At 72.9% G+C, this 23,345-nt stretch carries 19 protein-coding genes; 7 read left to right on the top strand and 12 right to left on the bottom strand.

Annotation, left to right across the window (positions count from 1 at the left end; all coding sequences use genetic code 11):
* Positions 1-72 precede the first annotated feature (72 nt).
* Together nrfD and ACZ3ZD_RS09540 are read right to left on the bottom strand one after the other, a co-directional pair.
* Positions 73-1,083, bottom strand: a complete 1,011-nt coding sequence (gene nrfD, locus ACZ3ZD_RS09535; protein WP_467395180.1) for an NrfD/PsrC family molybdoenzyme membrane anchor subunit — start codon at positions 1,081-1,083, stop codon at positions 73-75.
* A complete protein-coding gene (locus ACZ3ZD_RS09540; RefSeq protein WP_467395181.1) occupies positions 1,080-2,033 on the bottom strand; it encodes a 4Fe-4S dicluster domain-containing protein in 954 nt (317 codons plus the stop codon). The genes nrfD and ACZ3ZD_RS09540 overlap by 4 nt, the downstream gene beginning before the upstream one ends.
* Before the next feature lie 365 nt (positions 2,034-2,398).
* Here ACZ3ZD_RS09540 and ACZ3ZD_RS09545 point away from each other — a divergent pair, with 365 nt between their 5' ends.
* Positions 2,399-6,658 carry a HAMP domain-containing protein gene (locus tag ACZ3ZD_RS09545; protein ID WP_467395182.1) on the top strand — a complete coding sequence of 1,420 codons (4,260 nt, stop codon included), beginning with the start codon at positions 2,399-2,401 and terminating at the stop codon, positions 6,656-6,658.
* 49 nt (positions 6,659-6,707) lie between these two features.
* Positions 6,708-9,122: a PP2C family protein-serine/threonine phosphatase gene (locus ACZ3ZD_RS09550; protein ID WP_467395183.1), complete on the top strand. Its 2,415-nt coding sequence runs from the start codon at positions 6,708-6,710 to the stop codon at positions 9,120-9,122.
* 10 nt (positions 9,123-9,132) lie between these two features.
* On the opposite strand, the gene ACZ3ZD_RS09555 is transcribed toward ACZ3ZD_RS09550, so the two are convergent.
* From ACZ3ZD_RS09555 to mgrA, 7 genes are all read right to left on the bottom strand, one after another.
* Positions 9,133-9,582, bottom strand: a complete 450-nt coding sequence (locus ACZ3ZD_RS09555) for an ATP-binding protein (protein WP_467395184.1) — start codon at positions 9,580-9,582, stop codon at positions 9,133-9,135.
* Positions 9,583-9,824: 242 nt separating this feature from the next.
* Complete coding sequence (locus ACZ3ZD_RS09560; RefSeq protein ID WP_467395185.1) at positions 9,825-9,998, bottom strand: CsbD family protein; 174 nt, start codon at positions 9,996-9,998, stop codon at positions 9,825-9,827.
* Between the two features lie 86 nt (positions 9,999-10,084).
* Positions 10,085-10,702, bottom strand: coding sequence for a DedA family protein (locus tag ACZ3ZD_RS09565; protein WP_467395186.1), 618 nt, complete (start codon positions 10,700-10,702; stop codon positions 10,085-10,087).
* 136 nt (positions 10,703-10,838) lie between these two features.
* A complete protein-coding gene (locus ACZ3ZD_RS09570) occupies positions 10,839-12,062 on the bottom strand; it encodes a cation:proton antiporter (protein ID WP_467395187.1) in 1,224 nt (407 codons plus the stop codon).
* Positions 12,063-12,067: 5 nt separating this feature from the next.
* Entirely contained in the window at positions 12,068-12,553 is a 486-nt protein-coding gene (locus ACZ3ZD_RS09575; protein ID WP_467395188.1) for a cation:proton antiporter regulatory subunit, read from the bottom strand.
* Between the two features lie 152 nt (positions 12,554-12,705).
* A complete protein-coding gene (locus ACZ3ZD_RS09580) occupies positions 12,706-12,888 on the bottom strand; it encodes a hypothetical protein (RefSeq protein WP_467395189.1) in 183 nt (60 codons plus the stop codon).
* Positions 12,889-13,015: 127 nt separating this feature from the next.
* Positions 13,016-14,059 (bottom strand): L-glyceraldehyde 3-phosphate reductase, encoded by a 1,044-nt coding sequence (gene mgrA / locus ACZ3ZD_RS09585; protein WP_467395190.1) that lies wholly within the window; start codon positions 14,057-14,059, stop codon positions 13,016-13,018.
* A 284-nt stretch (positions 14,060-14,343) separates the two neighbouring features.
* On the opposite strand from mgrA, the gene proP reads away from it, so the two are divergent.
* Both proP and ACZ3ZD_RS09595 read left to right on the top strand, forming a co-directional pair.
* Positions 14,344-15,831 (top strand): glycine betaine/L-proline transporter ProP, encoded by a 1,488-nt coding sequence (proP, locus tag ACZ3ZD_RS09590; RefSeq protein ID WP_467395334.1) that lies wholly within the window; start codon positions 14,344-14,346, stop codon positions 15,829-15,831.
* 144 nt (positions 15,832-15,975) lie between these two features.
* The gene (locus tag ACZ3ZD_RS09595; protein WP_467395191.1) at positions 15,976-16,815 is read left to right on the top strand and encodes a chitosanase; all 840 of its coding nucleotides are present in this window, start codon (positions 15,976-15,978) and stop codon (positions 16,813-16,815) included.
* 22 nt (positions 16,816-16,837) lie between these two features.
* On the opposite strand, the gene ACZ3ZD_RS09600 is transcribed toward ACZ3ZD_RS09595, so the two are convergent.
* A complete protein-coding gene (locus ACZ3ZD_RS09600; protein ID WP_467395192.1) occupies positions 16,838-17,452 on the bottom strand; it encodes a DUF4328 domain-containing protein in 615 nt (204 codons plus the stop codon).
* Between the two features lie 161 nt (positions 17,453-17,613).
* On the opposite strand from ACZ3ZD_RS09600, the gene pgm reads away from it, so the two are divergent.
* Positions 17,614-19,254 (top strand): phosphoglucomutase (alpha-D-glucose-1,6-bisphosphate-dependent), encoded by a 1,641-nt coding sequence (pgm, locus tag ACZ3ZD_RS09605; RefSeq protein ID WP_467395193.1) that lies wholly within the window; start codon positions 17,614-17,616, stop codon positions 19,252-19,254.
* Between the two features lie 55 nt (positions 19,255-19,309).
* Here pgm and ACZ3ZD_RS09610 read toward each other — a convergent pair whose 3' ends face one another.
* Both ACZ3ZD_RS09610 and ACZ3ZD_RS09615 read right to left on the bottom strand, forming a co-directional pair.
* Positions 19,310-20,227: an SGNH/GDSL hydrolase family protein gene (locus ACZ3ZD_RS09610; RefSeq protein ID WP_467395194.1), complete on the bottom strand. Its 918-nt coding sequence runs from the start codon at positions 20,225-20,227 to the stop codon at positions 19,310-19,312.
* A 163-nt stretch (positions 20,228-20,390) separates the two neighbouring features.
* A complete protein-coding gene (locus ACZ3ZD_RS09615; RefSeq protein ID WP_467395195.1) occupies positions 20,391-20,663 on the bottom strand; it encodes a DUF5133 domain-containing protein in 273 nt (90 codons plus the stop codon).
* 211 nt (positions 20,664-20,874) lie between these two features.
* Here ACZ3ZD_RS09615 and ACZ3ZD_RS09620 point away from each other — a divergent pair, with 211 nt between their 5' ends.
* A complete protein-coding gene (locus ACZ3ZD_RS09620) occupies positions 20,875-22,482 on the top strand; it encodes an adenosine deaminase family protein (protein WP_467395196.1) in 1,608 nt (535 codons plus the stop codon).
* A gap of 114 nt (positions 22,483-22,596) precedes the next feature.
* Positions 22,597-23,253 (top strand): maltokinase N-terminal cap-like domain-containing protein, encoded by a 657-nt coding sequence (locus ACZ3ZD_RS09625; protein WP_467395197.1) that lies wholly within the window; start codon positions 22,597-22,599, stop codon positions 23,251-23,253.
* Positions 23,254-23,345 lie beyond the last annotated feature (92 nt).

The raw sequence follows: 23,345 nt of genomic DNA on the forward strand, positions 1-23,345 counted from the left end.
GTCCCGATTCTCCCCCCGCCGCACGCGCACGGCATCCCCTGCCGGGCGGGGCCGGACGGTCCGGCGGGGCGGTCAGCCGGTGGCCGGCAGGCGCTCCCGCTGCGGTACGACCGTGTACTTCGGGTCCTCGGCGGAGGCCACACCGGCGTGGAACACGGCGAAACGCAGCGCCGCCGAACCGGTCAGCAGTGCCGCCCCGGCCGCAACGGCGAGCCCCCGGCGCCGCCCGGAGCAGAGCGCCAGGGCGGCGCCGCCCGCCGTGAGGGCCTCCGCCGCCCGCAGCAGCAGGCGCGGCCCACCCTGCTCGTAGGGCTCGGTGGCCAGGCCCATGCGCCGCTTCATGAGCTGGAAGGCGCCCAGCTCCAGCGCGGCCCCGAGCGCGGCGAGCCGGCGGGCGGGGCCCGCCTCGGCCACGGGAGCCGTGGTGAGCGCGAGGCCGGCCGCGGCGGTCGCGGCGGAACCCGCGAAGACGTACGGCAGCTGCCGGTGCCCCTCGTGCCAGGACGGCACCGCCGTGTCCGCGAGCAGCACCGCGGTGTACGTCGCCACGCCCGGCCCGAGCACGGCGGCGGCCGCCGTCGCGGCCGAGCCCAGCAGCCGGAACCGGCCCGCCACCTCGGTGGCCGCGGCGGTCAGGGTCAGCGGCGCGTAGGCCGCCAGCAGCCAGGAGCCCACGCTCATGGGCGAGGTGGGCTTGAACACCCTGAGCATGTTCAGGAACCGGGCCGGCCGGCCCAGGTCGTGCACGAGCGCCGCCAGGGAGAGCGAGATGGCGCCGGCCGCCCCGAACGTGGCCGGTACCGCGAGCCCCGGCCGCCCGGTCAGCCGGCCGCCGGCCGCCAGCAGCGAGGACGCCCCGGCCAGCCCGCCGAGGTACAGGTATCCGGCGATGTCCAGCGCCTGCCAGGTCGGCCTGTTGAGCACGGGCATGCCGTAGTACGACGAGAACTCCGCCTCCGGTACCACCGGTTGCTCGCCCCGGCGCCGCCGTCCCCTGCGGCGGCCCGCCTGGGCGCCGGTCACCGCCTCCCGGCCGGGCCGGGCGCGCCGCACGCCGCCCCGGGTGACGTCCGACCCGCTCATCGCGGCCTCCTCGCGAAACTCCCGACCGCGAGCGCGGCCAGCGAGACGGCGGCCAGGGCCGCCTGCCGCCACATGGCGGGCAGGTCCCGGGTGGTGACCACCGGGTCCGGGGGCAGGCCGTACACCTCGGGCTCGTCCAGCAGCAGGAAGAACGCGCCCGCGCCGCCGACCCCGTCGTCGGGGCTCTCGCCGTACAGGCGGGCGTCGGTCACGCCGGCCGCGTGCAACCGCGCCACCCGGTCCCGCGCCCGGTCCCGCAGTTCGTCCAGTGGGCCGAACTGGATGGAGTCCGTCGGGCAGGCCTTGGCGCAGGCGGGCTCCATGCCGACGCCGAGCCGGTCGTAGCACAGGGTGCACTTCCACGCCCGGCCGTCCTCCTTGCGCTGGTCGATCACGCCGTACGGGCAGGCCGGCACGCAGTAGCCGCAGCCGTTGCAGATGTCCTCCTGGACGACGACCGTGCCGAACTCGGTGCGGAACAGCGAGCCCGTGGGGCAGACGTCCAGGCAGGCGGCGTGCGTGCAGTGCTTGCACACGTCGGAGGCCATCAGCCAGCGCAGTTCCGGCCGGCCCTCGGGGGACACCGGGGAGATCCGCCCGGCGGCGGCGAACACGTCGACACCGGACGCGTCCTCGCCGTCGCCCTCGTGGGGGGTCTCCGGCTGCGGGCCGGCGTCGGCCCTGCGCTGTTCGATGAAGGCCACGTGCCGCCAGGTGTCGGCGCCGAGGCCGCGCGTGTTGTCGTAGGACATGCCGGTCAGCGCCAGGCCGTCCTCCGGGATCGCGTTCCACTCCTTGCAGGCCACCTCGCAGGCCTTGCAGCCGATGCACACGGAGGTGTCTGTGAAGAAGCCCACTCGCGGCGGCGCGTCCTGCCAGCCGGAGGCCCCGGACACGTCCGGCTGCGGGCCGTACAGCGCGTTGCCGCGGTCCTCGGTGCCGTCGCCCATGCCGTCCTCCTCACCCGCCGGCCCCCCGCACCTCCGGTGCCCTGCTTCGAGCCTGGCACGGGCGCCCCGGCTCCGCCCGCCCGGCCCGGCGCCCCTTACCCGAACCCTTGGGCAAACTGTCGCATCTACCCGGCCCATGGGATCTCACACCTGCCGTGAGGCCATGAGTTCGGTGATCGGCGAGGGTTGGCCGGATGCGGTGACCCTGGCAGTGAAGGTGGGTTAGCCTGCGGCGTATTTTTCTCATCATGCAAATCCGTGAACTGCGGAAATGCACACGCCAACGGCCGGGTCGCAACGAGCTTCCCGGCCGCGGTTCCGAGTCCTCGGGGTGAGGACTCTAGGGGAGCGGATCGAGGGTGCGCATGGCCGGCAAGGCGACCGGGACGACCGACACGGTCCCGGGTGACCACGAACTGAGAAGACTGCTCGCGGGCCTCACCGCGGTGCGCGACGGGGACTTCGGCACCCGGCTGCCGGACGACTCCAGCGGACTGATGGGCGACATCGCCACCGTCTTCAACGGCATGGTCGACCAGTTGTCCGTGTTCACCTCGGAAGTCACCCGGGTGGCCCGTGAGGTCGGCACCGAGGGCACCCTCGGCGGACAGGCGCAGGTACCGGGCGTCTCCGGCACCTGGGCCGACCTGACGGACTCCGTCAACGCGATGGCCGGCAACCTCACCACGCAGGTCCGCGACATCGCCCAGGTCGCCACCGCCGTGGCCAAGGGCGACCTGTCCCAGAAGATCGACGTGCCCGCCCGGGGCGAGATCCTCCAGCTGAAGGAGACCGTCAACACGATGGTCGACCAGCTGTCCGCGTTCGCCGACGAGGTGACCCGGGTCGCGCGCGAGGTCGGCACGGAGGGCCGCCTGGGGGGTCAGGCGCAGGTGCCCGGCGTCGCCGGTGTCTGGCGCGATCTGACCGACTCGGTGAACTTCATGGCCGGGAACCTGACGGCCCAGGTGCGCAACGTGGCCCAGGTGACGACCGCGGTGGCGCAGGGCGACCTGTCGCAGAAGATCACGGTGGACGCGCGCGGGGAGATCCTGGAGCTGAAGAGCACCATCAACACGATGGTGGACCAGCTCTCGGCGTTCGCCGACGAGGTCACCCGGGTGGCCCGCGAGGTGGGCACCGAGGGCCGGCTCGGCGGGCAGGCGGACGTCAAGGGCGTCAAGGGCACCTGGCGGGACCTGACGGACTCGGTGAACTTCATGGCCGGGAACCTGACGGCCCAGGTGCGCAACGTGGCCCAGGTCGCCACCGCCGTGGCGCAGGGCGACCTGTCGCAGAAGATCACGGTGGACGCGCGCGGCGAGATCCTGGAGCTGAAGAACACCATCAACACGATGGTCGACCAGCTGTCCGCGTTCGCCGACGAGGTCACCCGGGTGGCCCGCGAGGTGGGCACCGAGGGCCGGCTCGGCGGGCAGGCGCAGGTGCGCGGGGTCGCCGGCACCTGGAAGGACCTCACCGACAACGTCAACGTGATGGCCTCCAACCTCACCGGCCAGGTCCGCTCCATCGCCCAGGTCGCCACCGCCGTGGCCAAGGGCGACCTCTCCCAGAAGATCACCGTCGAGGCCAAGGGTGAGGTCGCCGCCCTCGCCGACGTCATCAACACCATGGTCGACACGCTGTCCGCGTTCGCCGACGAGGTCACCCGGGTGGCCCGCGAGGTGGGCACCGAGGGCCGGCTCGGCGGGCAGGCGCACGTGCCGCACGTCGCCGGCACCTGGAAGGACCTCACCGACAACGTCAACAGCATGGCCAACAACCTCACCGGTCAGGTGCGCAACATCGCGCTCGTGACCACGGCCGTGGCCAAGGGCGACCTCTCGAAGAAGATCGACGTCGACGCACGCGGGGAGATCCTGGAGCTGAAGACCACCATCAACACGATGGTGGACCAGCTCTCCGCGTTCGCCGACGAGGTCACGCGCGTGGCCCGCGAGGTCGGCACCGAGGGCCGGCTCGGCGGGCAGGCGGAGGTCGAGGGGGTCTCCGGCACCTGGAAGCGGCTCACGGAGAACGTCAACGAACTCGCCGGCAACCTCACCCGGCAGGTCCGCGCCATCGCCGACGTGGCCAGCGCGGTCGCCGAGGGCGACCTGACCCGGTCGATCACGGTCGACGCCTCCGGCGAGGTCGCCGACCTCAAGGACAACATCAACTCCATGGTGGAGTCGCTGCGCGAGACCACCCGGGCCAACCAGGAACAGGACTGGCTCAAGACCAACCTCGCCCGGATCTCCGGCCTCATGCAGGGCCACCGCGACCTGCCCGTGGTCGCCGAACTCATCATGGACGAGCTGGTACCGCAGGTGTCCGCCCAGTACGGCGCCTTCTACCTCGCCGAGGACGGCCCGTCCGGACCCGAGCTGCGGCTCGTCGGCTCCTACGGCCGGCCCGAGGAGGACACCCGGCCCGTCCGCATCCCGTTCGGCCGCTCCCTGGTCGGCCAGGCCGCCCGCAGCCGCCGCACCATCGCCGTGGACGAACTGCCGCCCGGCTACGTCACCATCTCCTCCGGCCTCGGACACATCGAGCCCGCCGCGCTGCTGCTGCTGCCCATCGTCTTCGAGGAGCAGGTCCTCGGCGTGATCGAGCTGGCCTCCGTCGGCCCCTTCACCCCCGTCCAGCGCGGATTCCTCCAGCAGCTGGTGGACACCATCGGGGTGAACGTCAACACCATCGTCGCCAACGCCCGCACCGACGAGCTGCTGCAGGAGTCGCAGCGGCTCACCAGCGAACTGCAGTCGCGGTCCGCGGAGTTGCAGGCCCGGCAGGAGGAACTCCAGAGTTCCAACGCCGAACTGGAGGAGAAGGCCTCCCTGCTGGCCGAGCAGAACCGGGACATCGAGGCGAAGAACCTCCAGATCGAACAGGCCCGGCAGGAACTGGAGGCCCGCGCACAGCAGTTGTCGCTCGCCTCCAAGTACAAGTCCGAGTTCCTCGCCAACATGAGCCACGAGCTGCGCACCCCGCTCAACAGCCTGCTCATCCTCGCCCAGCTGCTGGCCCAGAACCCCTCCCGCAACCTCACCCCCAAGCAGGTCGAGTACGCGGGCATCATCCACTCGGCCGGTTCCGACCTGCTCCAGCTCATCAACGACATCCTGGACCTGTCCAAGGTCGAGGCCGGCAAGATGGACGTGACACCGGAACGCGTCCCGCTGCGGCAGCTGATCGACTACGTCGAGGCCACGTTCCGGCCGATGACCTCGCAGAAGAGCCTGGAGTTCGCCGTCACCACGGCCGCCGGCGCCCCCGCAGACCTGCTCACCGACGACTCCCGGCTCCGGCAGATCCTGCGCAACCTGCTGTCGAACGCGGTGAAGTTCACCGAACAGGGCGGAGTGGAACTGCGCGTCGAACCCGCCGCCGACGGCGAGGTGCCCGGCAGCGTGGTGCGGGGCAGCGCGATCGTCGCCTTCCGGGTCAAGGACACCGGCATCGGCATCCCCGAACAGCAACTGGAGACCATCTTCGGCGCCTTCCAGCAGGCGGACGGCACCATGAGCCGCAAGTACGGCGGCACCGGGCTCGGCCTGTCCATCACCCGGGAGATGGCCCACCTGCTCGGCGGCGCCGTCACCGTCGACAGCACCCCCGGCAAGGGCAGCACCTTCACCCTCTTCCTGCCGGTCGCCCGGCCGGACTTCGGCGACCACCCGCGCGGTATCCACCCGGGCCCGTCGGGCGACGAGGAACGCGCCGACGGCACGCCCGGGCCCGCCCTCACCGACGGACGGCCGCCGGCCGGCGCCGGACGGCAGCGCGCGCGCCGCCTGCTCGTCGTGGAGGAGCGCCCCCGCGGACTGCTGACCCTGGTCGCCGAGAGCGTGGTCAAGGACCTGGAACACGGCCGCGACGGCGTCGGCACGCCCGTCGACATCATCACCGCGGTCGGCGCCCAGGAGGCGGCCGGCGCCCTCGCCGCCGAGCCCTGCCACTGCGTCGTCGTGGAACTCGGCCAGCCCGACGGGGAGTCGGCCCGTTTCCTCGACGCCCTGCGCGGCGACTCGGCCCTGGCCGGCGTCCCGGTGCTGGTGCACGTCTCGCACCGCACCGAGCCCCTCGCCGAGGACACCGCGGGCGGTTCGCCGGAGTACCTGTACAGCCTGGACGAGCTGCGCGAGCGGATCGCGCTGCACCTGGCCGCCGAGGAACCCGGCGAGGTGCTCACCCTGGTCCGCGCCGACGACCCCCAGCTCGCCGCACCCCAGCCGATCGACGAGCACACCCGGGGCCGTACCGTCCTCGTCGTCGACGACGACGCCCGCAACCTGTTCGCCCTCAGCGGCATCCTCGAACTGCACGGCTTCCGCGTCCTGCACGCCGAGAACGGGCGCAAGGGCATCGACACGCTGGTGAACAACAAGGACGTCGAACTCGTCCTGATGGATGTGATGATGCCCGAGATGGACGGCTACACGGCCACCGCCGAGATCCGCAGGATGCCGCAGTACGCGGAGCTGCCGATCATCGCCGTGACCGCCAAGGCGATGCAGGGCGACCGGGAGAAGAGCATCGCCTCCGGGGCCAGCGACTACGTCACGAAGCCCGTCGACACCCACGACCTCATCGCCTGTGTCCGGCGCTGGCTCCCCGTATGAGCCCGGCACAGCGCGCCCGCCCCTTCGCAGGCCGAGGAGTACCGACCCGGTGACCACCCATGAACCGGGCACGCCCGCCGGCGTGCCCGCCCGACTCCCCGCCACCGACGCGGCGCCGCCCGGCACACCCGCCACCTCCTCGGTGGGCCGGCTCGCCGCCACCGTGGAACGGCTGCGCCGCGAGGTCCGGGCGGCGCAGGCCGAGGCGGAGGGCCGGGCCCTGGTCGAACTGGCCAAGGGCATCCTGGTCGAACGCCTCGGCTGCGGCCCCGCCCAGGCCGCCCGCCAGCTCGCCGAACTGGCCGAGCAGGCGCAGGTGACCCCGCTGGAGTTCGCGGTCGAGGTCATCAACCAGGCGGCCCGGGACCGCGTCGCGGAAGTCACCCAGGCGTTCCTGTCCGCGACGGCTGGGCCGGACCGGCCCGTCACGGAGTCCGCCGCCGTGCGGCTGCGCGCCGCCGAAAGCGGCGTCCTGGCCGCCGCGCACGACACCCAGGCCATGGCCGACTCGCTGCTCGAACACGCCCTGCGCCCGCTGGGCGCGGCCGCCGTGGCCATCTGGGCGGCCCGTCCCGACGGCTCGCTTACCCTCGCGGGCAGCGCCGGTTTCCCGCCGGGCGAGGCGGCCCGCTGGCGCTACGTACCGCCCGACGTCGCCACCGTGGCCCGGCGGGGACTGACCGAGCCCGACGGCCAGTGGCTGCCCTCACTCGCCGAGTCCGGGCTGCCCACGGTCGGCCGGCGCGAGTACGCCGACGGCGCGCGGATCGCCGTGCCCGCCGGAACGGGCGGCCGGATCCACGGCGTGCTGGAAATCGCCTGGCCCACACCGGAGGCGCCGCTGCCGCGCCCGGTCATCCGGCAGGTGGAGGCCCTCGCCGAGCTGTGCGCGCACACCCTGGAGACCTTCGCCGCGCCCTCCGGCGCCGGACCGGACACCGGCCTGCTGCCCGACGTGGTCGAGCTGATGGACCTCGCGGACGGGCTGCACGACCCGGCCCTGGTGCTCGTGCCGCACCTCGACGACACCGGACAGCTGGTCGACTTCCGCATCCAGCACGTCAACAGCCACTTCCTGGACCCGGCGGGCCGGTCGCGGGCCGTCGTCGGCGGCGCCCTGCTGCTGGAGGCCTACCCGATGGCCGCCGGCGACAGCGAGCTGTTCCAGCGGGTGGAACGGGTCTACGCCACCGGCGAGCCGTTCCGCGCCCGCCGGATGCGGCTGACCGCCCTGGTCGACCAGGTGCCGCTGTCCGCCGTCGCCGACATCAGCGTCAGCCGGCACGGTTCGAGCGTGCTGCTCATCTGGCGCATCGAGGACGAGACGGCCCGCCTGGCCAGCCTGCTCCAGCACGCCCAGCGGCTCGGCCGGATCGGCGGCTTCGAGGAGAATCTGCTCACCGGCGAGATCACCTGGAACGGCCAGCTGTTCACCCTCTACGGCCGCCCGCCCACCAGCCCCCCGGTGCCCCTGCAGGACCTCCCGGCCCACGCCCACCCCGACGACGCCGTCACCCTGGGCCGCTTCCTGCGCACCCTGCTGCACCACCGCCGGCCCGCCTCGGCCGCCTTCCGGCTGCTGCGCCCGGACGGGGTGACCCGGCACATCCGGGTGGTCGCCGAACCCGTCCTCGACACCGTCGGGCAGCTCTTCGGGCTGCGCGGCGCCTACCAGGACATCTCCGCCCAGCACTGGACCGAGGTGGCCCTCGCCGCCACTCGCGACCAGCTCGCCCACAGCGAGCAGCAGGCCGTGGAACGCAACCGGCTGACGCTCCAGCTCCAGCACGCCATCATGCCCCCGGCGCAGGCTCCGCTCAGGGTGCCCGGCCTCCAGATCGCGGTGCGCTACCGGCCCGCCGAGACCGAGCACCTGGTCGGAGGCGACTGGTACGACGCCGTGGTGCTGCCCTCCGGACTGGTCCTGCTGTGCGTCGGCGACGTCGCCGGGCACGGCATAGAGGCCGCCACCAGCATGGTCGTCCTGCGCAACGCGCTGCGCGGCCTCGCGGTGACCGGCGCCGGCCCGGCACAGCTGCTGTCCTGGCTGAACATCGTCGCCCACCATCTGACGGGCGCCGTCACCGCGACCGCCGTGTGCGGGCTGTACGACCGCGAGCGGCGCACCCTGCGCTGGGCGCGCGCGGGCCATCTGCCGCCGGTGCTGGTGCGTGAGGCGGACGCGACCGCGCTGCCCCCGGTCACGGGGCTGCTGCTGGGCGCCGTACCGGAGGCGCGCTACGAGGAGACCGAGCTGCAGCTCGCCGCGGGGGACACCCTGCTGATGTACACCGACGGGCTGATCGAGCGCCGGGACCGCTCGGTGGAGGAGTCCGTCACCCATCTGCTGGACACGGCGCGCGCGGCGCCCAGCACCCTGGACCAGCAACTGGACCGGCTGCTCACCTACAGCAGGTCGGACACCGACGACGACACGTGCATCGTCGGCATCCGGGTCGCCTAGGCCCTCTCTTTCAGCCGGCCGCGGCAGGGCCGAGCGGCACCGTCGCGCTGACCCGCTTGCCGCGGGACAGCCAGGTGATCTCCAGGCCGCGCGAGAGCATCGCCACGAGGTGCAGGCCGTGGCCGCCGACCCGCCGGGGATCCGGCGGGCGGCGCTGCGGCGCCTCCGGGGAGGTGTCCGTGACGGTGATGCGCAGCGCGGTCGCGTCGGGCAGCAGTTCCAGGCGCAGGGCGCAGGGGCCGGGCGCGTGCTTGGCCGCGTTGGTGACCAGTTCGCTCACCACGAGCTGGGCATCCTGCACCGGCCGTCGACCGGGCAGGGGGCGCGCCCGGTCCAGCAGGGCGGCGACGGCGTCTCTGGCCTCCGAGATGGCGGAGACGCCGGTGGCCCAGGTGCGGCTGAAGCGCAGGGGCGCCGGGCGGTCCTGCAACGTCGCGTGGGTCCTGAGCGGGATGTCCATACCTCGTTGCCCTTTTCCTCTGGGGTCAGGGGCCCTTCCTGTGCACAGGGGGTCGTGCCGTCCCTGGTCGGCTACCCACTGGGCCGCGGGTCAAGGGGAGGTTTCCGAGGAATCCTCCGGATGACCGCGGACACAGCGGAACGGGCCCGGCAACCAGCCTTCGCTGGATCCCCGGGCCCGTTCCGCGGCCGAATCGGCGCAACGCCTCGGTGCTCGCAGACGTCTCGGTACGTGAAGACGTCTCAGTGCTTGAAGACGTCCTTGGCCTTCTCCTTGGCCTGCTGGGCGTCTCCGCGAGCGCCCTCCATACGGCCCTCGGCCTCCAGGCGCTCGTTTCCGACGGTGCGGCCCGCCGCTTCCTTGAGCTTGCCCTTGGCCTGCTCGGTCTTGCCCTTGGCCTTCTTGCTGCCAGCCATCACGTGTCACATCCCCACGTAGAAGCGGTCTGTGGTCGACATTCGGATAGCCGCTCCGGCGAGGCCCAAACCTGGCGGGCGGGTGTTCAGCGCCGACGGCGCCGTAGGAGGTGCCGTACGACCAACGCCACGACGGCGAGGCCGAGGGCGAGCAGGACGTACGGCTGGTAGCGGCCGATCCCGTCGTAGACGGTGGTGATGTGGCTGCCCGCGACGTAGGCCAGGGTGGTCCACAGACCGACCCACAGGGCCGCGCCGAGGGCGTTGCAGGCGAGGAAGCGGCGCCAGCGCATGCCGGTCGTGCCCGCGATGATGCCGTTGGCCTGGCGCAGGCCCTCCACGAACCGGGCAACCGTCACGATCTTGCCGCCGTGCCGGTCGAAGAACTGCTCGGCGGCCTCGAACCGCTTCGGGGTCAGGAAGACGTATCTGCCCCACCGGTGCACGAAGGCGCGCCCGCCGACCCGGCCGATCAGATAGCCGACGTTGTCCCCGGCGACGGCCGCGACGAAGGCGATGAGCCCCACGGCCACGATGTCCAGCCGGCCGGCACCGGCGTACACGCCCGCGGCGAGCAGGATCGTCTCGCCGGGTGCGGGAACCCCGAAGTCCTCCACGAAGATCACGGCCCCCACGGCCCAGTAACCGTAGTGGCCGAGCAACGGCGCCAGACCGGCGAGCGGCCCCGGAAGGGGTGGGGACATGCCTCCACGGTACGTCGGCCGGGGCGGCGCCCCGGCCCGGGGGTGTGGCGGCGTCCGGGGCGGCGGGCCGGTTCCGGCGGGCGGATGGGTGTGCCGGGTGGTCGGGGGAGGGGAGCGGGTGGGTGCGGTGGCCGGGTCAGGGGTGGGTGGCCGGGGTCTGGTCCGGGGTGGTGGTGTCGGAGGAGCGGGCCGTCGGCCCGGGGCGGCGGGGTGTGAGGCGTCGGGCGAGGGGCTCGGTGTAGCGGGCGGTGAGGGGGCCGAGGACGACCAGGAGCAGGACGTAGGCGGTGGCCAGGGGGCCGAGGTCGGAGTCGATGCCGGAGGTGACGGCGAGCCCCGCGATGACGATGGAGAACTCGCCGCGGGCGACCAGGGTGCCGCCGGCCCGCCACCGGCCCGGTGCCGAGATGCCCGCGCGGCGGGCCGCCCAGTAGCCGGTGGCGGTCTTCGTGAGCGTGGTGACGACGGCCAGGGCGAGCGCGGGCAGCAGCACCGGCGGGATGCTCGCCGGATCGGTGTGCAGGCCGAAGAAGACGAAGAACACCGCCGCGAACAGGTCCCGCAGCGGGGCGAGGAGATGGTGCGCGCCCTCGGCGACCTCCCCGGACAGGGCGATGCCCACCAGGAACGCGCCGACCGCCGCCGACACCTGGAGCTGCTGGGCGACCCCGGCCACCAGCAGCGTCAGCCCGAGCACGACCAGCAGCAGCTTCTCGGGGTCGTCGGTGGAGACGAACCGGGAGATGTGCCGGCCGTAGCGCACCGCCACCAGCAGCACCAGGCCCGCCACCCCGAGCGCGACGGCCAGCGTGACGCTGCCGGCGGCGAAACCGGTACCGGCGAGCAGGGCCGTGACGACGGGCAGGTAGACCGCCATGGACAGGTCCTCCAGCACCAGGATGCTGAGGATGACCGGTGTCTCCCGGTTGCCGATCCGGCCCAGGTCGCCGAGGACCTTGGCGATGACGCCGGAGGAGGAGATCCAGGTGATGCCGGCCAGCGCGACGGCGGCGATCGGCCCCCAGCCCAGCAGCAGGGCCGTGGCGGCGCCGGGCAGGGCGTTGAGGGCGGCGTCGACGAGGCCGGCCGGATACTGGGTCCTGAGGTGGGAGACCAGGTCGCCGGCCGTGTACTCCAGGCCCAGCATGAGCAGCAGCAGGACCACGCCGATCTCGGCGCCGATGGCCACGAACTCCTCGCTGGCACCGAGCGGCAGCAGCCCGCCCTCGCCGAAGGCCAGCCCGGCCAGCAGGTACAGCGGGATGGGGGAGAAGCGCAGGCGCGCGGCGAGCCGGCCCAGCAGGCCGAGGGCCAGGATGATCGCGCCGAACTCGATCAGGAAGACCGCGGAGGAGTGCATCCGGATCACTCCCGGCCGAGTATCGCGGCCGCGGCGTCGACGCCCTCGCGGGTGCCGATGACGATCAGCGTGTCCCCGCCGGCCAGCCGGTAGCCGGGGCCGGGGGAGGGGATCGCCTCGGCGCGGCGCAGCACGGCCACGACGGACACGCCCGTCTCGGTGCGCATCCGGGTGTCGCCGAGCAGCCGTCCGTTCCAGTGCGAGGCCGCCGACAGCTCGATCCGCTCGGCGACCAGGCCCAGCTCCGTCGTGGACAGCAGGGTGGGGCTGTGGTGGGTCGGCTTCAGCGCGTCCACCAGCGCCTCCGCCTCCGGCCCGGTGAGGTGGACCGACAGCGCGCAGGCGTCCGGATCGTCCCGCCGGTAGGCGCTGACCGTGCGCGAGCCGTCCCGGTGGGCCACCACCGACAGGTGGCGGTGTTCGCGTGTCGTCAGGTCGTACCGGACACCGATGCCCGGCAACGGCGTCCTGCTGGTGCGTGCGGCGCTCATGGCGACCCCCCTGCCCGACTTGAACGCTTCTTGGCCAAGTCTTTGATCGAACCCTACCCTGGCGAATGATCGTCCTGGGGAAGGGGCCGGATCGGGCGGGGGGCGCTACGGGTCTCGGGCGGGGGCCGCTACGCGTCGGGAACCGCCGGACTCTACGCGTCCGAGTCCGCCGGGCCCTCGCCCTCGGCGGGGTCGGGCTGGCAGCCGTGGCACAGCTTGTGGTCCCCGTCGCGGGTGACGACGGTGCCCCAGCCGAGACACTGCTCGCAGTCGCGGGCGAGACTCAGGTCGGGGTGGGGAGGCAGCAGGGGGCTGCGGTGGGCTCCATTCGCCATGCGGTGAGCGGCTCCTTGGAAGTCGCAGGTGTCCCGAAGGGGCGGAGGGATGACAACGCTGTCCTGGCGGCTTCCATTATGTCCTACCTTTCCCGTATGTCTGTGACGTGAGTCACAATCGCCGTGGTTAGCTGAGGTTCCCCAGCCGGGCGTCCCGCCACAGGTCCACGCCGCCCTCGGTGGCGTACCGGTCGATCTCGGCCAGCTCCTCGTCGGTGAAGGACGGGTTCTCCAGGGCCGCGACGTTCTGCTCCAGCTGCTCGACACGGGACGCGCCGATGACGAGCGAGGTCACCCGCTCGTCCCGCAGCGCCCAGGCCAGCGCCAGCTGGGCCAGGGTCTGTCCGCGCCGGGCCGCGATGTCGTTCAGGGCGCGCAGCCGGCCCCGCAGGTCGTCCGTCAGCCACGAGGCGTCCAGGGACGTCCCCCGGGCGGCCCGCGAGTCCTGCGGGACGCCGTCCAGGTAGCGGCCGGTGAGCAGCCCCTGGGCGAGCGCCGTGAAGCCGATGACCCCGAAGCCCTCATCCCGTGCCGCGTCCAGCAGGCCGTCGGTCTCGATCCAGCGGTTGAGCATGCTGTACGACGGCTGGTGGATCAGCAGCGGGGTGCCGAGGTCGCGCAGGATCGCGGCGGCCTGCCGGGTGCGCTCGGCGTCGTAGGAGGAGATCCCGACGTACAGTGCCTTGCCCTGGCGGACGGCCGTGTCGAGCGCGCCCATGGTCTCCTCCAGCGGCGTGCTCGCGTCCAGCCGGTGGGAGTAGAAGATGTCGACGTAGTCCAGGCCCGTCCGGCGCAGCGACTGGTCCAGCGAGGCCAGCAGGTACTTGCGGGAGCCGCCGCCCTGCCCGTAGGGGCCGGGCCACATGTCCCAGCCGGCCTTCGTGGAGACCACCAGCTCGTCCCGGTACGGCGCCAGGTCCGTCTTCAGCAGCCGCCCGAAGTTCAGCTCCGCCGCGCCGTACGGCGGGCCGTAGTTGTTCGCCAGGTCGTGGTGGGTGATCCCGAGGTCGAAGGCGCGCAGCGCGATCTCGCGCTGGGTCTCGAAGGGGCGGTCGTCGCCGAAGTTGTGCCAGTAGCCCAGGGACAGCACCGGCAGGTCCAGTCCGGAACGGCCGGTGCGGCGGTAGCGCATGGTGCCGTCGTAGCGGGTGGGGTCGGCGACGTACGTCATCGGGAGTTCTCCGGGTGGTGCCGTAGGGGGAGCCCTGCGGGTGCGCACGGGCGCCTCCAGCCTGCTGCCTGGTGTCGCGCAAGTCCAACCGCCGTCCCCGATGGGATTGAGAGGTTCCGTTTCTTGGTCGGCCAGCGGGGCAGGCGGTGATCAGCGAGTGAGAGGAGGCGGCGCAAGTGAGCGGTGCGAAGTCCGGTGAGGAACAGCGGGCCGGGGGACAGACCCGGCAGACCGGGGAGCAGGCACAGCGGCCGGGCCGCGGCAGGCCGCGGGTACCGAAGGCGGTGGCAGGGCTGCCGCACCAGGTCAGGGAGGAACTGACCCGTAGGCTCCGGCGCAAGCGCGGGGCCTTCCGCGCGGACGACGTCCAGGTCGTGGAGCCTCCGTTGCTGCGGCGCGCCGTCGGTGCCTCCGCGCTCGGCAACTGCATGGAGTGGTTCGACTTCGGCGTCTACAGCTATCTCGCCGCCACCATCGGCAAGGTGTTCTTCCCGGGTGCCTCACCGGCCGCCCAGGTGATCTCCTCGTTCGCGACCTTCGCCGCCGCCTTCGTCGTACGGCCCCTCGGCGGGCTGGTCTTCGGACCGCTCGGCGACCGGATCGGCCGGCAGAAGGTGCTCGCCACCACCATGATCATGATGGCGCTCGGCACCTTCGTGATCGGCGTCATCCCCGGGTACGCCACCATCGGCATCGCCGCCCCGATCCTGCTCCTGCTGGCCCGCATGGTCCAGGGCTTCTCCACCGGCGGCGAGTACGGCGGGGCGACCACCTTCGTCGCCGAGTACTCCCCGGACCGCCGGCGCGGCTTCCTGTCCAGCTGGCTCGACTTCGGCACCTTCGTCGGTTACGCCCTCGGCTCCGCGCTGGTCACCGCGCTGAACCTGGCCCTGACGGACGACCAGATGCTGTCGTGGGGCTGGCGCGTGCCGTTCCTGATCGCCGGACCGCTCGGCGTGATCGGCCTGTACATGCGGATGAAGCTGGAGGAGTCCCCGGCCTTCCAGCAGCAGCTGGACGACCACGAGAAGGCCCTGGCGCAGGAGTCGGCGGGCAGCGAGTTCAAGGACATCGTCCGCAACCACTGGCCGGCCCTGCTGGTCTGCATGGGCCTGGTGCTGCTCTACAACGTCACCAACTACATGGTCACCGGCTATCTGCCGACCTACCAGACCGAGACCCTGCACCGCTCCAGCGGCTCCGCTGACCTGCTGGTGCTCGTGGGCATGCTGTGGATCGTCGTCCTGATCACCTTCCTCGGCCGGCTCAGCGACCGGGTGGGCCGGCGGCCGCTCTACGCCGTCGCCGCCGTGGCCCTGATCGTGCTCGCCGTCCCCGCCTTCCTGCTGATCAAGGCGGACGGCACCTGGCAGCCGATCCTCGGGGTGCTGCTCCTGTCCACCCTGCTGGCCTGCTTCGCCGCGCCCAGCGCGGCCACCCTGCCCGCCCTGTTCCCGACCGCCGTGCGCTACGCGGCCATGGGCATCGGCTTCAACTTCGCCGTCGCCGCGTTCGGGGGCACCACCCCGCTGGTCACCGCCGCGCTCGTCGAGGCCACCGGCGACGACCTGATGCCCGCGTACTACCTGATGCTGGCCGGTGTCATCGGCCTGCTCACCGTGCGGTTCCTGCCCGAGAGCGCCCAGGTCCCGCTCAAGGGCTCGCAGCCGATGGTCGGTTCGCGGGAGGAGATGCGCGAGCTGATCTCCACCTCCAAGGAGCTGTACGCCTTCACGGAGGAGAGGGAGCAGGAGCGGGTGCGGCGCGGCTGAGCCGCGCCGCACCGGGGGGCTTGTTCGATCGTACGAACTTCCCGTCTGCCGGGTTACCGGTACGGACCGCGTTTGATAGGAAACTTTCCTACCAATGTGCGGTACGGACCAACACCCCACCCCCCACTCCCCTTTGGAGCACCTGTGGTGTACGCAGACCGCGAGACAGCAGCCCCCGCCCGCCTCTCCCGCCGGGCCGTCGTCGCCGCGCTCGGCGCCGTCGGATCCGGCGTCCTGCTCGGCGCCACCCGGCCCGGCACGGCCTCGGCCGCCGCGCCGGGCCTGGACGACCCGGCGAAGAAGGAGATCGCCATGAAGCTGGTGTCGAGCGCGGAGAACTCCTCGCTCGACTGGAAGGCCCAGTACAAGTACATCGAAGACATCGGCGACGGCCGCGGCTACACCGCCGGCATCATCGGCTTCTGCTCCGGCACCGGCGACATGCTCGACCTCGTCCAGCTCTACACCGACCGCAAGCCCGGCAACGTCCTCGCCAGGTACCTGCCCGCCCTGCGCAGGGTCAACGGCACCGACTCGCACTCCGGGCTGGACCCGAACTACGTGAAGGACTGGCGCACGGCCGCCCAGGACACCGCCTTCCAGCAGGCCCAGAACGACGAACGCGACCGCGTCTACTTCAACCCCGCGGTCGCCCAGGGCAGGTCCGACGGACTGCGCGCCCTCGGCCAGTTCTGCTACTACGACGCCATCGTCATGCACGGCGACGGCGACGACCCGACCAGCTTCCGCAACATCCGGGGGCGCGCCCTGCGCACCGCCAGGCCGCCGGCCCAGGGCGGCAACGAGACGACGTACCTCAACGCCTTCCTGGACGCCCGGGTGTGGGCCATGAAACAGGAGGAGGCGCACAGCGACACCACCCGCGTCGACACCGAGCAGCGGGTCTTCCTGCGCAACGGCAACCTCGACCTGAACACGCCGCTCGACTGGAAGGTGTACGGGGACGGCTACCACATCGGCTGACCCGCCGGCACCACTTCCGGGACTACGAGGCGTGCGGCAGGCCGTCGGGCACGGGTACCGGGTTCCCCGGGTCCGGTGCGGCGGCCTGCCGTGCCGTGATGCGCTGGACCACCAGGATCGCGAGGACGGCGGCGACCAGTTCGAGGGCCTCCGTCACCACCAGCAGCGGCAGCGCGGTGCCACCGCCCCGGCCCCCGCCCGCCAGGGACAGCGCCGCGTGCCCGACCCACGCGGCCCACCACGCCTTCACCGGTGCGTCCTTGCCACCGGGGGCCGCCGGGCCGCTCGCGCGCTCGACGTCCAGCACGAGCCCGCGCGGCGCCCACAGGTTGACGCCCGGTATCAGCCAGGCCAGCACCGCCCACGCCGCCGAACCGCGCACCGCACCGGGGGAGAGGAGTTCCGCGTTGCGCCGGCAGCGGGCGAACCACACCAGGAACAGCACGACCGCCACGGTCATCACGTAGACGTAGATCTGCGACACCGGCAGGGACCCGGCAGCCGGCACGGACGACGCGTTCCGCGACCGGGCACGCAAGTCCAGCACCCGGAACACGTCGGCAGCGGCCGCCGCCGCCACGGCGAGCTGGGCGGAACGCGCCAGGAGCCAGGGCGCTACGACGGTGGGTGCGGGCACGGTGCGAACCTGTCTGTGAAAGGCGTCCCGGACCTCGGCGGGACGGCCCGCGAAGATCGCCGGCACCGGATCATAAAGCGGGGCGCACTCGCATGCCAGGCCCCTGACGAGGAAAGATGGGCGGTGAGCGAACGCACCCACCGAAGCGGAGGAACCGACTCATGGCGCACGAGCGCGCCGGCCGGCCGGCCGGTCCCGAGGACCTTGTCGACGTGGCCCGGCTGGTCACGGCGTACTACACGCTGCACCCCGACCCGGCCGACCCGGGGCAGCGGGTGGCGTTCGGCACCTCGGGGCACCGCGGTTCGTCCCTGGCGAGCGCCTTCAACGAGGACCACATCGCCGCCACCAGCCAGGCCATCTGCGAGTACCGGGCGGCCCAGGGCACCGACGGTCCCCTCTTCCTGGGCGCCGACACCCACGCGCTGTCCGAGCCCGCCCGGGCCACCGCGCTGGAGGTGTTCGCCGCCAACGGCGTGCGCGTGCTCATCGACAGCGCGGACGGATACACGCCCACACCCGCCGTCTCGCACGCCATCCTGACGTACAACCGGGGCCGCACCACCGGCCTCGCCGACGGTGTGGTCGTCACCCCGTCGCACAACCCGCCCGCCGACGGCGGCTTCAAGTACAACCCGCCGAGCGGCGGGCCGGCGGCCTCCGACGCCACCTCCTGGATCCAGGACCGCGCCAACCAGATCATCACCGGCGGCCTGAAGGACGTACGCCGGCTCCCGTACGCCCGCGCGCTCGCCGCGGACACCACCGGGCGGTACGACTTCCTCGGCACGTACGTCGGCGACCTGCCGAGCGTGCTGGACCTGGACGCCGTCCGCGCGGCCGGTGTACGCATCGGCGCCGACCCGCTCGGCGGCGCCTCCGTCGCCTACTGGGGCCGGATCGCCGAGCAGCACGGCATCGACCTGACGGTGGTCAACCCGCACACCGACCCCACCTGGCGGTTCATGACGCTGGACTGGGACGGCCAGATCCGCATGGACTGCTCCTCGCCGTACGCCATGGCCTCCCTGATCGAGCAGCGCGACCGCTTCCACATCGCCACCGGCAACGACGCCGACGCCGACCGGCACGGCATCGTCACCCCGGACGCCGGCCTGATGAACCCCAACCACTACCTCGCGGTCGCCATCTCCTACCTCTACCGGCACCGCGAGCAGTGGCCCGCCGCCGCGGGCGTCGGCAAGACCCTCGTCTCCTCCACGATGATCGACCGCGTCGCCGCCGACCTCGGCCGCCGGCTGGTCGAGGTGCCGGTCGGGTTCAAGTGGTTCGTGGACGGGCTGGCCGGCGGCGATCTCGGCTTCGGCGGCGAGGAGTCGGCCGGCGCGTCCTTCCTGCGCCGGGACGGCTCGGTGTGGACCACCGACAAGGACGGCATCATCCTCGCCCTGCTCGCCTCCGAGATCACCGCCGTCACCGGCAGGACCCCCTCGGAGCACTACGCCGAGCTGACCGCCCGCTTCGGCGCCCCCGCCTACGCCCGTATCGACGCCCCCGCGACCCGCGAACAGAAGGCGCTGCTGGGCAGGTTGTCGCCGGCGCAGGTCACCGCGGACACGCTGGCCGGCGAGGCGGTCACGGCCGTCCTCACCGAGGCGCCCGGCAACGGCGCCGCGATCGGCGGTATCAAGGTCACCACCGAGAACGCCTGGTTCGCCGCCCGGCCCTCGGGCACCGAGGACGTCTACAAGGTGTACGCCGAGTCCTTCCTCGGCGCCGACCACCTCGCCCGGGTGCAGGAGGAGGCCCAGGCGGTGGTGCTGGGGGCGCTCGGCGGCTGACCGGGCGGGTGGGGCGGCCGCCCGGGGGCCGGGTGGGCCGCCCCCGGCCCAGTGCTCAGTGCCGTCCGCGTCCCGCGTCCAGCCGGTCCAGCACCGCCTCCGCCATGGCCGCCTCGCCCCTGGCGTTGGGGTGCGCGGGGGCGGCGGGGGAGGCCGGCTGCAGCGGCTCGATCCAGCGGTCCGCGGGCGCCTTGCACATGTCGTGGCCGACCGTGGGGCCGTAGGTGTCCACGTATTCGGCGCGGTTCACGGCCGCCACCAGCCGCAGCATCAGGTTCAGCCGCTTCTCGGTGTCCCGCAGATAGGGGAAGTCGCCCCGGGCGAACGGCACCTGGGGGAAGCATCCGCTGCCGTCGTCGGGCAGCAGGTCCGGGTAGCCGACCACGGCCACCCGGGCGTGCGGTGCCCGGGCGCGCACGGCCCGCAGCACCCGGTCGACCTTCGGCGCGGTCCGCGCGATGGCCAGGGCCAGCCGGTCGTGACCGGAGGCGGTGTAGGAACGCCGGCAGGGGTCGCCCGCCGGGTCCTGGGCGGCAAGGCGGGCGCAGGTGCCGATGATGGTGCCGAAGCCGACGTCGTTGCCGCCGATCTGCACCGTCACCAGGTCCGTGTGCTGGTTCAGCGCGTCGAGTTGCGGCGGGTTGGCGCCCTGGGACCGCCACATCTCGGCGGTCGTGGCACCGCCGCAGCTCACGTCCGTGAACGCGGCCACCTTCCGCCGTGTGGCCACGAGCGAGGGGTAGTTGTGGTCCGAGCGCCCGCAGGCGGTGTCCACCTGCCCCGGGATGCCGGGCCCGGAGGTGTAGGAGTCGCCGAGTGCGACGTAGGCCACCTCGCGGCCCTGTCCGGCGGGGTGCGCCGCGGCCGGTACCGTGCCGGCGGCGGCGAGGGCGCAGCCGCCGAGCGCCGCCACGAGCACGGCGGTCCGCCGCCGGCCTTTCGCCCCGCCCGCCGGACGCGTGTCCTTCAGCATGAAGCCTCCCCCTCAACTCCGTTGCAACGCACGGCGGTACCGGAGAGCGGCCCTCGTGCGGTCGACCGGGCCTGTATACCGTCCGGTAGGTCACGCCGACCAGAAGCGGGAGGCAAGGAGTTGAGGGGGAGGCGCGGGCAACACCCCCTGCGGGGGGACCCGTTCAGGCCGCGGGCACCGGCTCCGCAGGCACGGACGGCCGGGGCTGCGGAGCCTGGAGCAGCGAGTCGTCCTCCGGCCGGGCCCCGGAGAGGCGGTGGCGGGCGGCGATCAGCGCCATGTCGACGTCCCGGGTGCCGGTGGCCACGCACAGCGTGTAGGAGATGTCGGCGAGCCGCTGCCGGGCCTGCGGCGTGCTCTCCTCGGCCCCGAGCAGGGTCAGAGCCTCGTACTGGGCAATGAGGTCCTGCAACACCGCGGGGTGTGCCATGAGCATGCGTTCCGCCTCCCTGAGGATCACCGATGACGATTTCGCAGCGCGGATACCCGCGCATCCGATGCGCATGCATCGGCCCGGCTTCTCGTCCCGGTTTCCGGAATCACGCGCGCGCGGCGGTATGCCCCCGGATCACCCGGTCGAGTGCTCTCCGGACGGGATTCCACCGGATCCGCCCCGCCGCCGTGTCCTCTGGCGTGATCATGCCGGTGTGAGCCTGCAACGTCGAAGTGCCCTGCGCCGCCGTGCCGTTCCGGCCGCGCTCGGCACCCTCAGTGTCCTGTCCCTGCTGTCCGCCCTGCCCGCCGCCGCCCAGCCGGCCCGCACGGAGCACCGGTCCGCCGCACCACCGCCCCGGCACGTCACCGAGGCCGAGGCGCGCACGGACGCCCGGCTCCGCTCCCTGCACGACCGGCCCGCCGCCCTGCGCACGTTCTTCCGCCGGCTGCCCAAGGGCGGGGACCTGCACAACCACCTCTCCGGCGCGGTGTCCACGGAGTACCTGATCGAGCTGGCCGCCGAGGACGGGCTGTGCGTCGACACCGCCACGCTGACCGCCGTCGCCCCGCCCTGCGGCGCCGGCACCCGGCCCGCCGCCGACGCCCGCACCGACCGCGCGTTCCACCAGCGACTGGTCCGCGCCTGGTCCATGCAGGACTTCCCGCCGGGCGAGAACGGGCACGACCACTTCTTCGACACCTTCGGCAAGTTCGGCGAGGTCACCTGGCGGCACCGGGGCAAGCTGCTCGCCGACGTCGCCGACACCGCCGTACGCGACAACCAGGTCTACCTGGAGACGATGGTCAGCCCCGCCTCCGACGGCGCGAAGAACCTCGCCGCCCAGGTGGGCTGGGACGACGACCTCGCCGCGCTGCACCGCAGACTGGTCGCGGACGGCAAGCTCGACAAACTGGTCGACCAGGCCCGCCGGGAGGCCGACGACGGCGACGCCGAGTTCCGCGCCGCCGAACACTGCGGCACCCCGCAGGCCCGGCCCGGCTGCGACCTCACCGTCCGCTGGATCTCCCAGGCGTCGAGGGGCAGTGCACCGGAGCGGGTCTTCACCCAGCTGGCCCTCGGCATGCGGCTGGCCGAGGCCGACCCGCGGTTCGTCGCCGTCAACCTCGTCCAGCCCGAGGACGGGGACAGGGCTCTGCGCGACTACGGCCTCCAGATGCGCATGGTCGGCTACCTGCGCACCCAGTACCCGAAAACCCACGTCACCCTGCACGCCGGCGAGTTGTGGCCCGGCATGGTCAAGCCCGGGGACCTCGGTTTCCACATCGGCCAGGCCGTGGACGTGGCCCGCACCGAGCGCGTCGGACACGGCGTCGACCTCGTCCACGAGGACGACTGGCGGCGCACCGCCCGCACCATGGCGGAGCGCCAGGTCGCCGTCGAGGTGCCCTTCTCCAGCAACGCCCAGATCCTCGGCGTCAAGGGCGCCGACCACCCCTTCACCACCTACCGCCGCTACGGCGTCCCGGTCGTCCTCTCCACCGACGACCCCGGTGTCTCCCGGATCGACATCAGCCACGAGTACCAGTACGCGGCCGCCACCTACGGGCTGAGCTACCCCGAGCTGAAGGACCTGGCCCGCGCCTCCCTGGAGTACGGCTTCCTGCCCGGCGCGAGCCTGTGGCAGGCCCGCCCCACCACCACCGGCTACCGGCCGGTCGCCGCCTGCCGGAGCGAACACCCCGGCCTGCCCGTGCGCGGCGCGGCCTGCCGCCACCTGCTCGACCAGAGCGCCAAGGCCCGCCTCGAATGGCGCGAGGAGGCCGCCTTCGCCGCCTTCGAGCGGGCCCAGGGGGACTGACCCGCGCGTGAACCGCACGCCCTCCACGCCCGGTTGGGCCAGGCGCCGGCCCGCCGGGCGGATGTGGAAGGCTGCACAGGGTCCGCATCCGCACCACGGGAGGCACCCACCGGCATGGCCGTCATCCACAGGACCACCCTCAAGCCCACCAAGCTCGAACTGCTCACCGACTGGCTGCCCACCCGGCCCTGGTACCGGGGCGGCCCCGACGGGCCCGTGCTGGAGAAGTCCGGCGGGTTCCGGCTGGACGACCCCGAGGGCGAGGTCGGCATCGAGTTCATGGTGGCCACCGACACCGCGAGCCCCGAGCAGACGGCCTACCTGACGGCGTTCACCTACCGCGGAGCGCCGCTGGAAGGGGCCGAGGACGCCCTTGTCGGCACGATGGAGCACGGGGTGCTGGGCAAGCGCTGGGCCTACGACGGCTTCCACGACCCGGTGCTGGTCATCGAACTGCTGGCGCTGATCGAGGGCAGGGCGCAGGCGATGGCCCAGAGCATCTCCGACACCCCCGACCAGGACGTGATCCACTCCTTCACCGGCGCCCCGCTCGGGGCGGCCGGCTTCACACCCGAGCCGGCCGACGACGAGGACGGCACCCGCATCCCCGTGCCCCAGGGTGCGGTCCTGCACGTGCACCGGGTCCTCACCCCCGTCACCGAGAACCCGCCGCTGCCGCCGCGGGACGCCCTCGGCCATGTCGCGACCGGCTGGCAGAGCCCGGACGGCAGCCGGCTGCGGGCCGTCTTCATGACGCTGCGCACCGCCTGACCGGATGCCGCCCGCCGTCGTCCAGATGGCGGGCGGCATCCGCGTCCGCGGGGCACACCCACCTCAGGGCCTGGCATGGACCGGTCAAATCT

It is taken from the genome of Streptomyces sp. NPDC023481 (genome assembly GCF_055560195.1).

Excerpts from the sequence above, each read along its gene's own strand:
- nrfD (WP_467395180.1), bottom strand. The coding sequence starts at position 1,083 with ATGAGCGGGTCGGACGTCACCCGGGGCGGCGTGCGGCGCGCCCGGCCC.
- ACZ3ZD_RS09540 (WP_467395181.1), bottom strand. The coding sequence starts at position 2,033 with ATGGGCGACGGCACCGAGGACCGCGGCAACGCGCTGTACGGCCCGCAG.
- ACZ3ZD_RS09545 (WP_467395182.1), top strand. The coding sequence starts at position 2,399 with ATGGCCGGCAAGGCGACCGGGACGACCGACACGGTCCCGGGTGACCAC.
- ACZ3ZD_RS09555 (WP_467395184.1), bottom strand. The coding sequence starts at position 9,582 with ATGGACATCCCGCTCAGGACCCACGCGACGTTGCAGGACCGCCCGGCG.
- ACZ3ZD_RS09560 (WP_467395185.1), bottom strand. The coding sequence starts at position 9,998 with ATGGCTGGCAGCAAGAAGGCCAAGGGCAAGACCGAGCAGGCCAAGGGC.
- ACZ3ZD_RS09565 (WP_467395186.1), bottom strand. The coding sequence starts at position 10,702 with ATGTCCCCACCCCTTCCGGGGCCGCTCGCCGGTCTGGCGCCGTTGCTC.
- ACZ3ZD_RS09570 (WP_467395187.1), bottom strand. The coding sequence starts at position 12,062 with ATGCACTCCTCCGCGGTCTTCCTGATCGAGTTCGGCGCGATCATCCTG.
- ACZ3ZD_RS09575 (WP_467395188.1), bottom strand. The coding sequence starts at position 12,553 with ATGAGCGCCGCACGCACCAGCAGGACGCCGTTGCCGGGCATCGGTGTC.
- ACZ3ZD_RS09580 (WP_467395189.1), bottom strand. The coding sequence starts at position 12,888 with ATGGCGAATGGAGCCCACCGCAGCCCCCTGCTGCCTCCCCACCCCGAC.
- mgrA (WP_467395190.1), bottom strand. The coding sequence starts at position 14,059 with ATGACGTACGTCGCCGACCCCACCCGCTACGACGGCACCATGCGCTAC.
- pgm (WP_467395193.1), top strand. The coding sequence starts at position 17,614 with ATGGCGCACGAGCGCGCCGGCCGGCCGGCCGGTCCCGAGGACCTTGTC.
- ACZ3ZD_RS09610 (WP_467395194.1), bottom strand. The coding sequence starts at position 20,227 with ATGCTGAAGGACACGCGTCCGGCGGGCGGGGCGAAAGGCCGGCGGCGG.
- ACZ3ZD_RS09615 (WP_467395195.1), bottom strand. The coding sequence starts at position 20,663 with ATGCTCATGGCACACCCCGCGGTGTTGCAGGACCTCATTGCCCAGTAC.
- ACZ3ZD_RS09625 (WP_467395197.1), top strand. The coding sequence starts at position 22,597 with ATGGCCGTCATCCACAGGACCACCCTCAAGCCCACCAAGCTCGAACTG.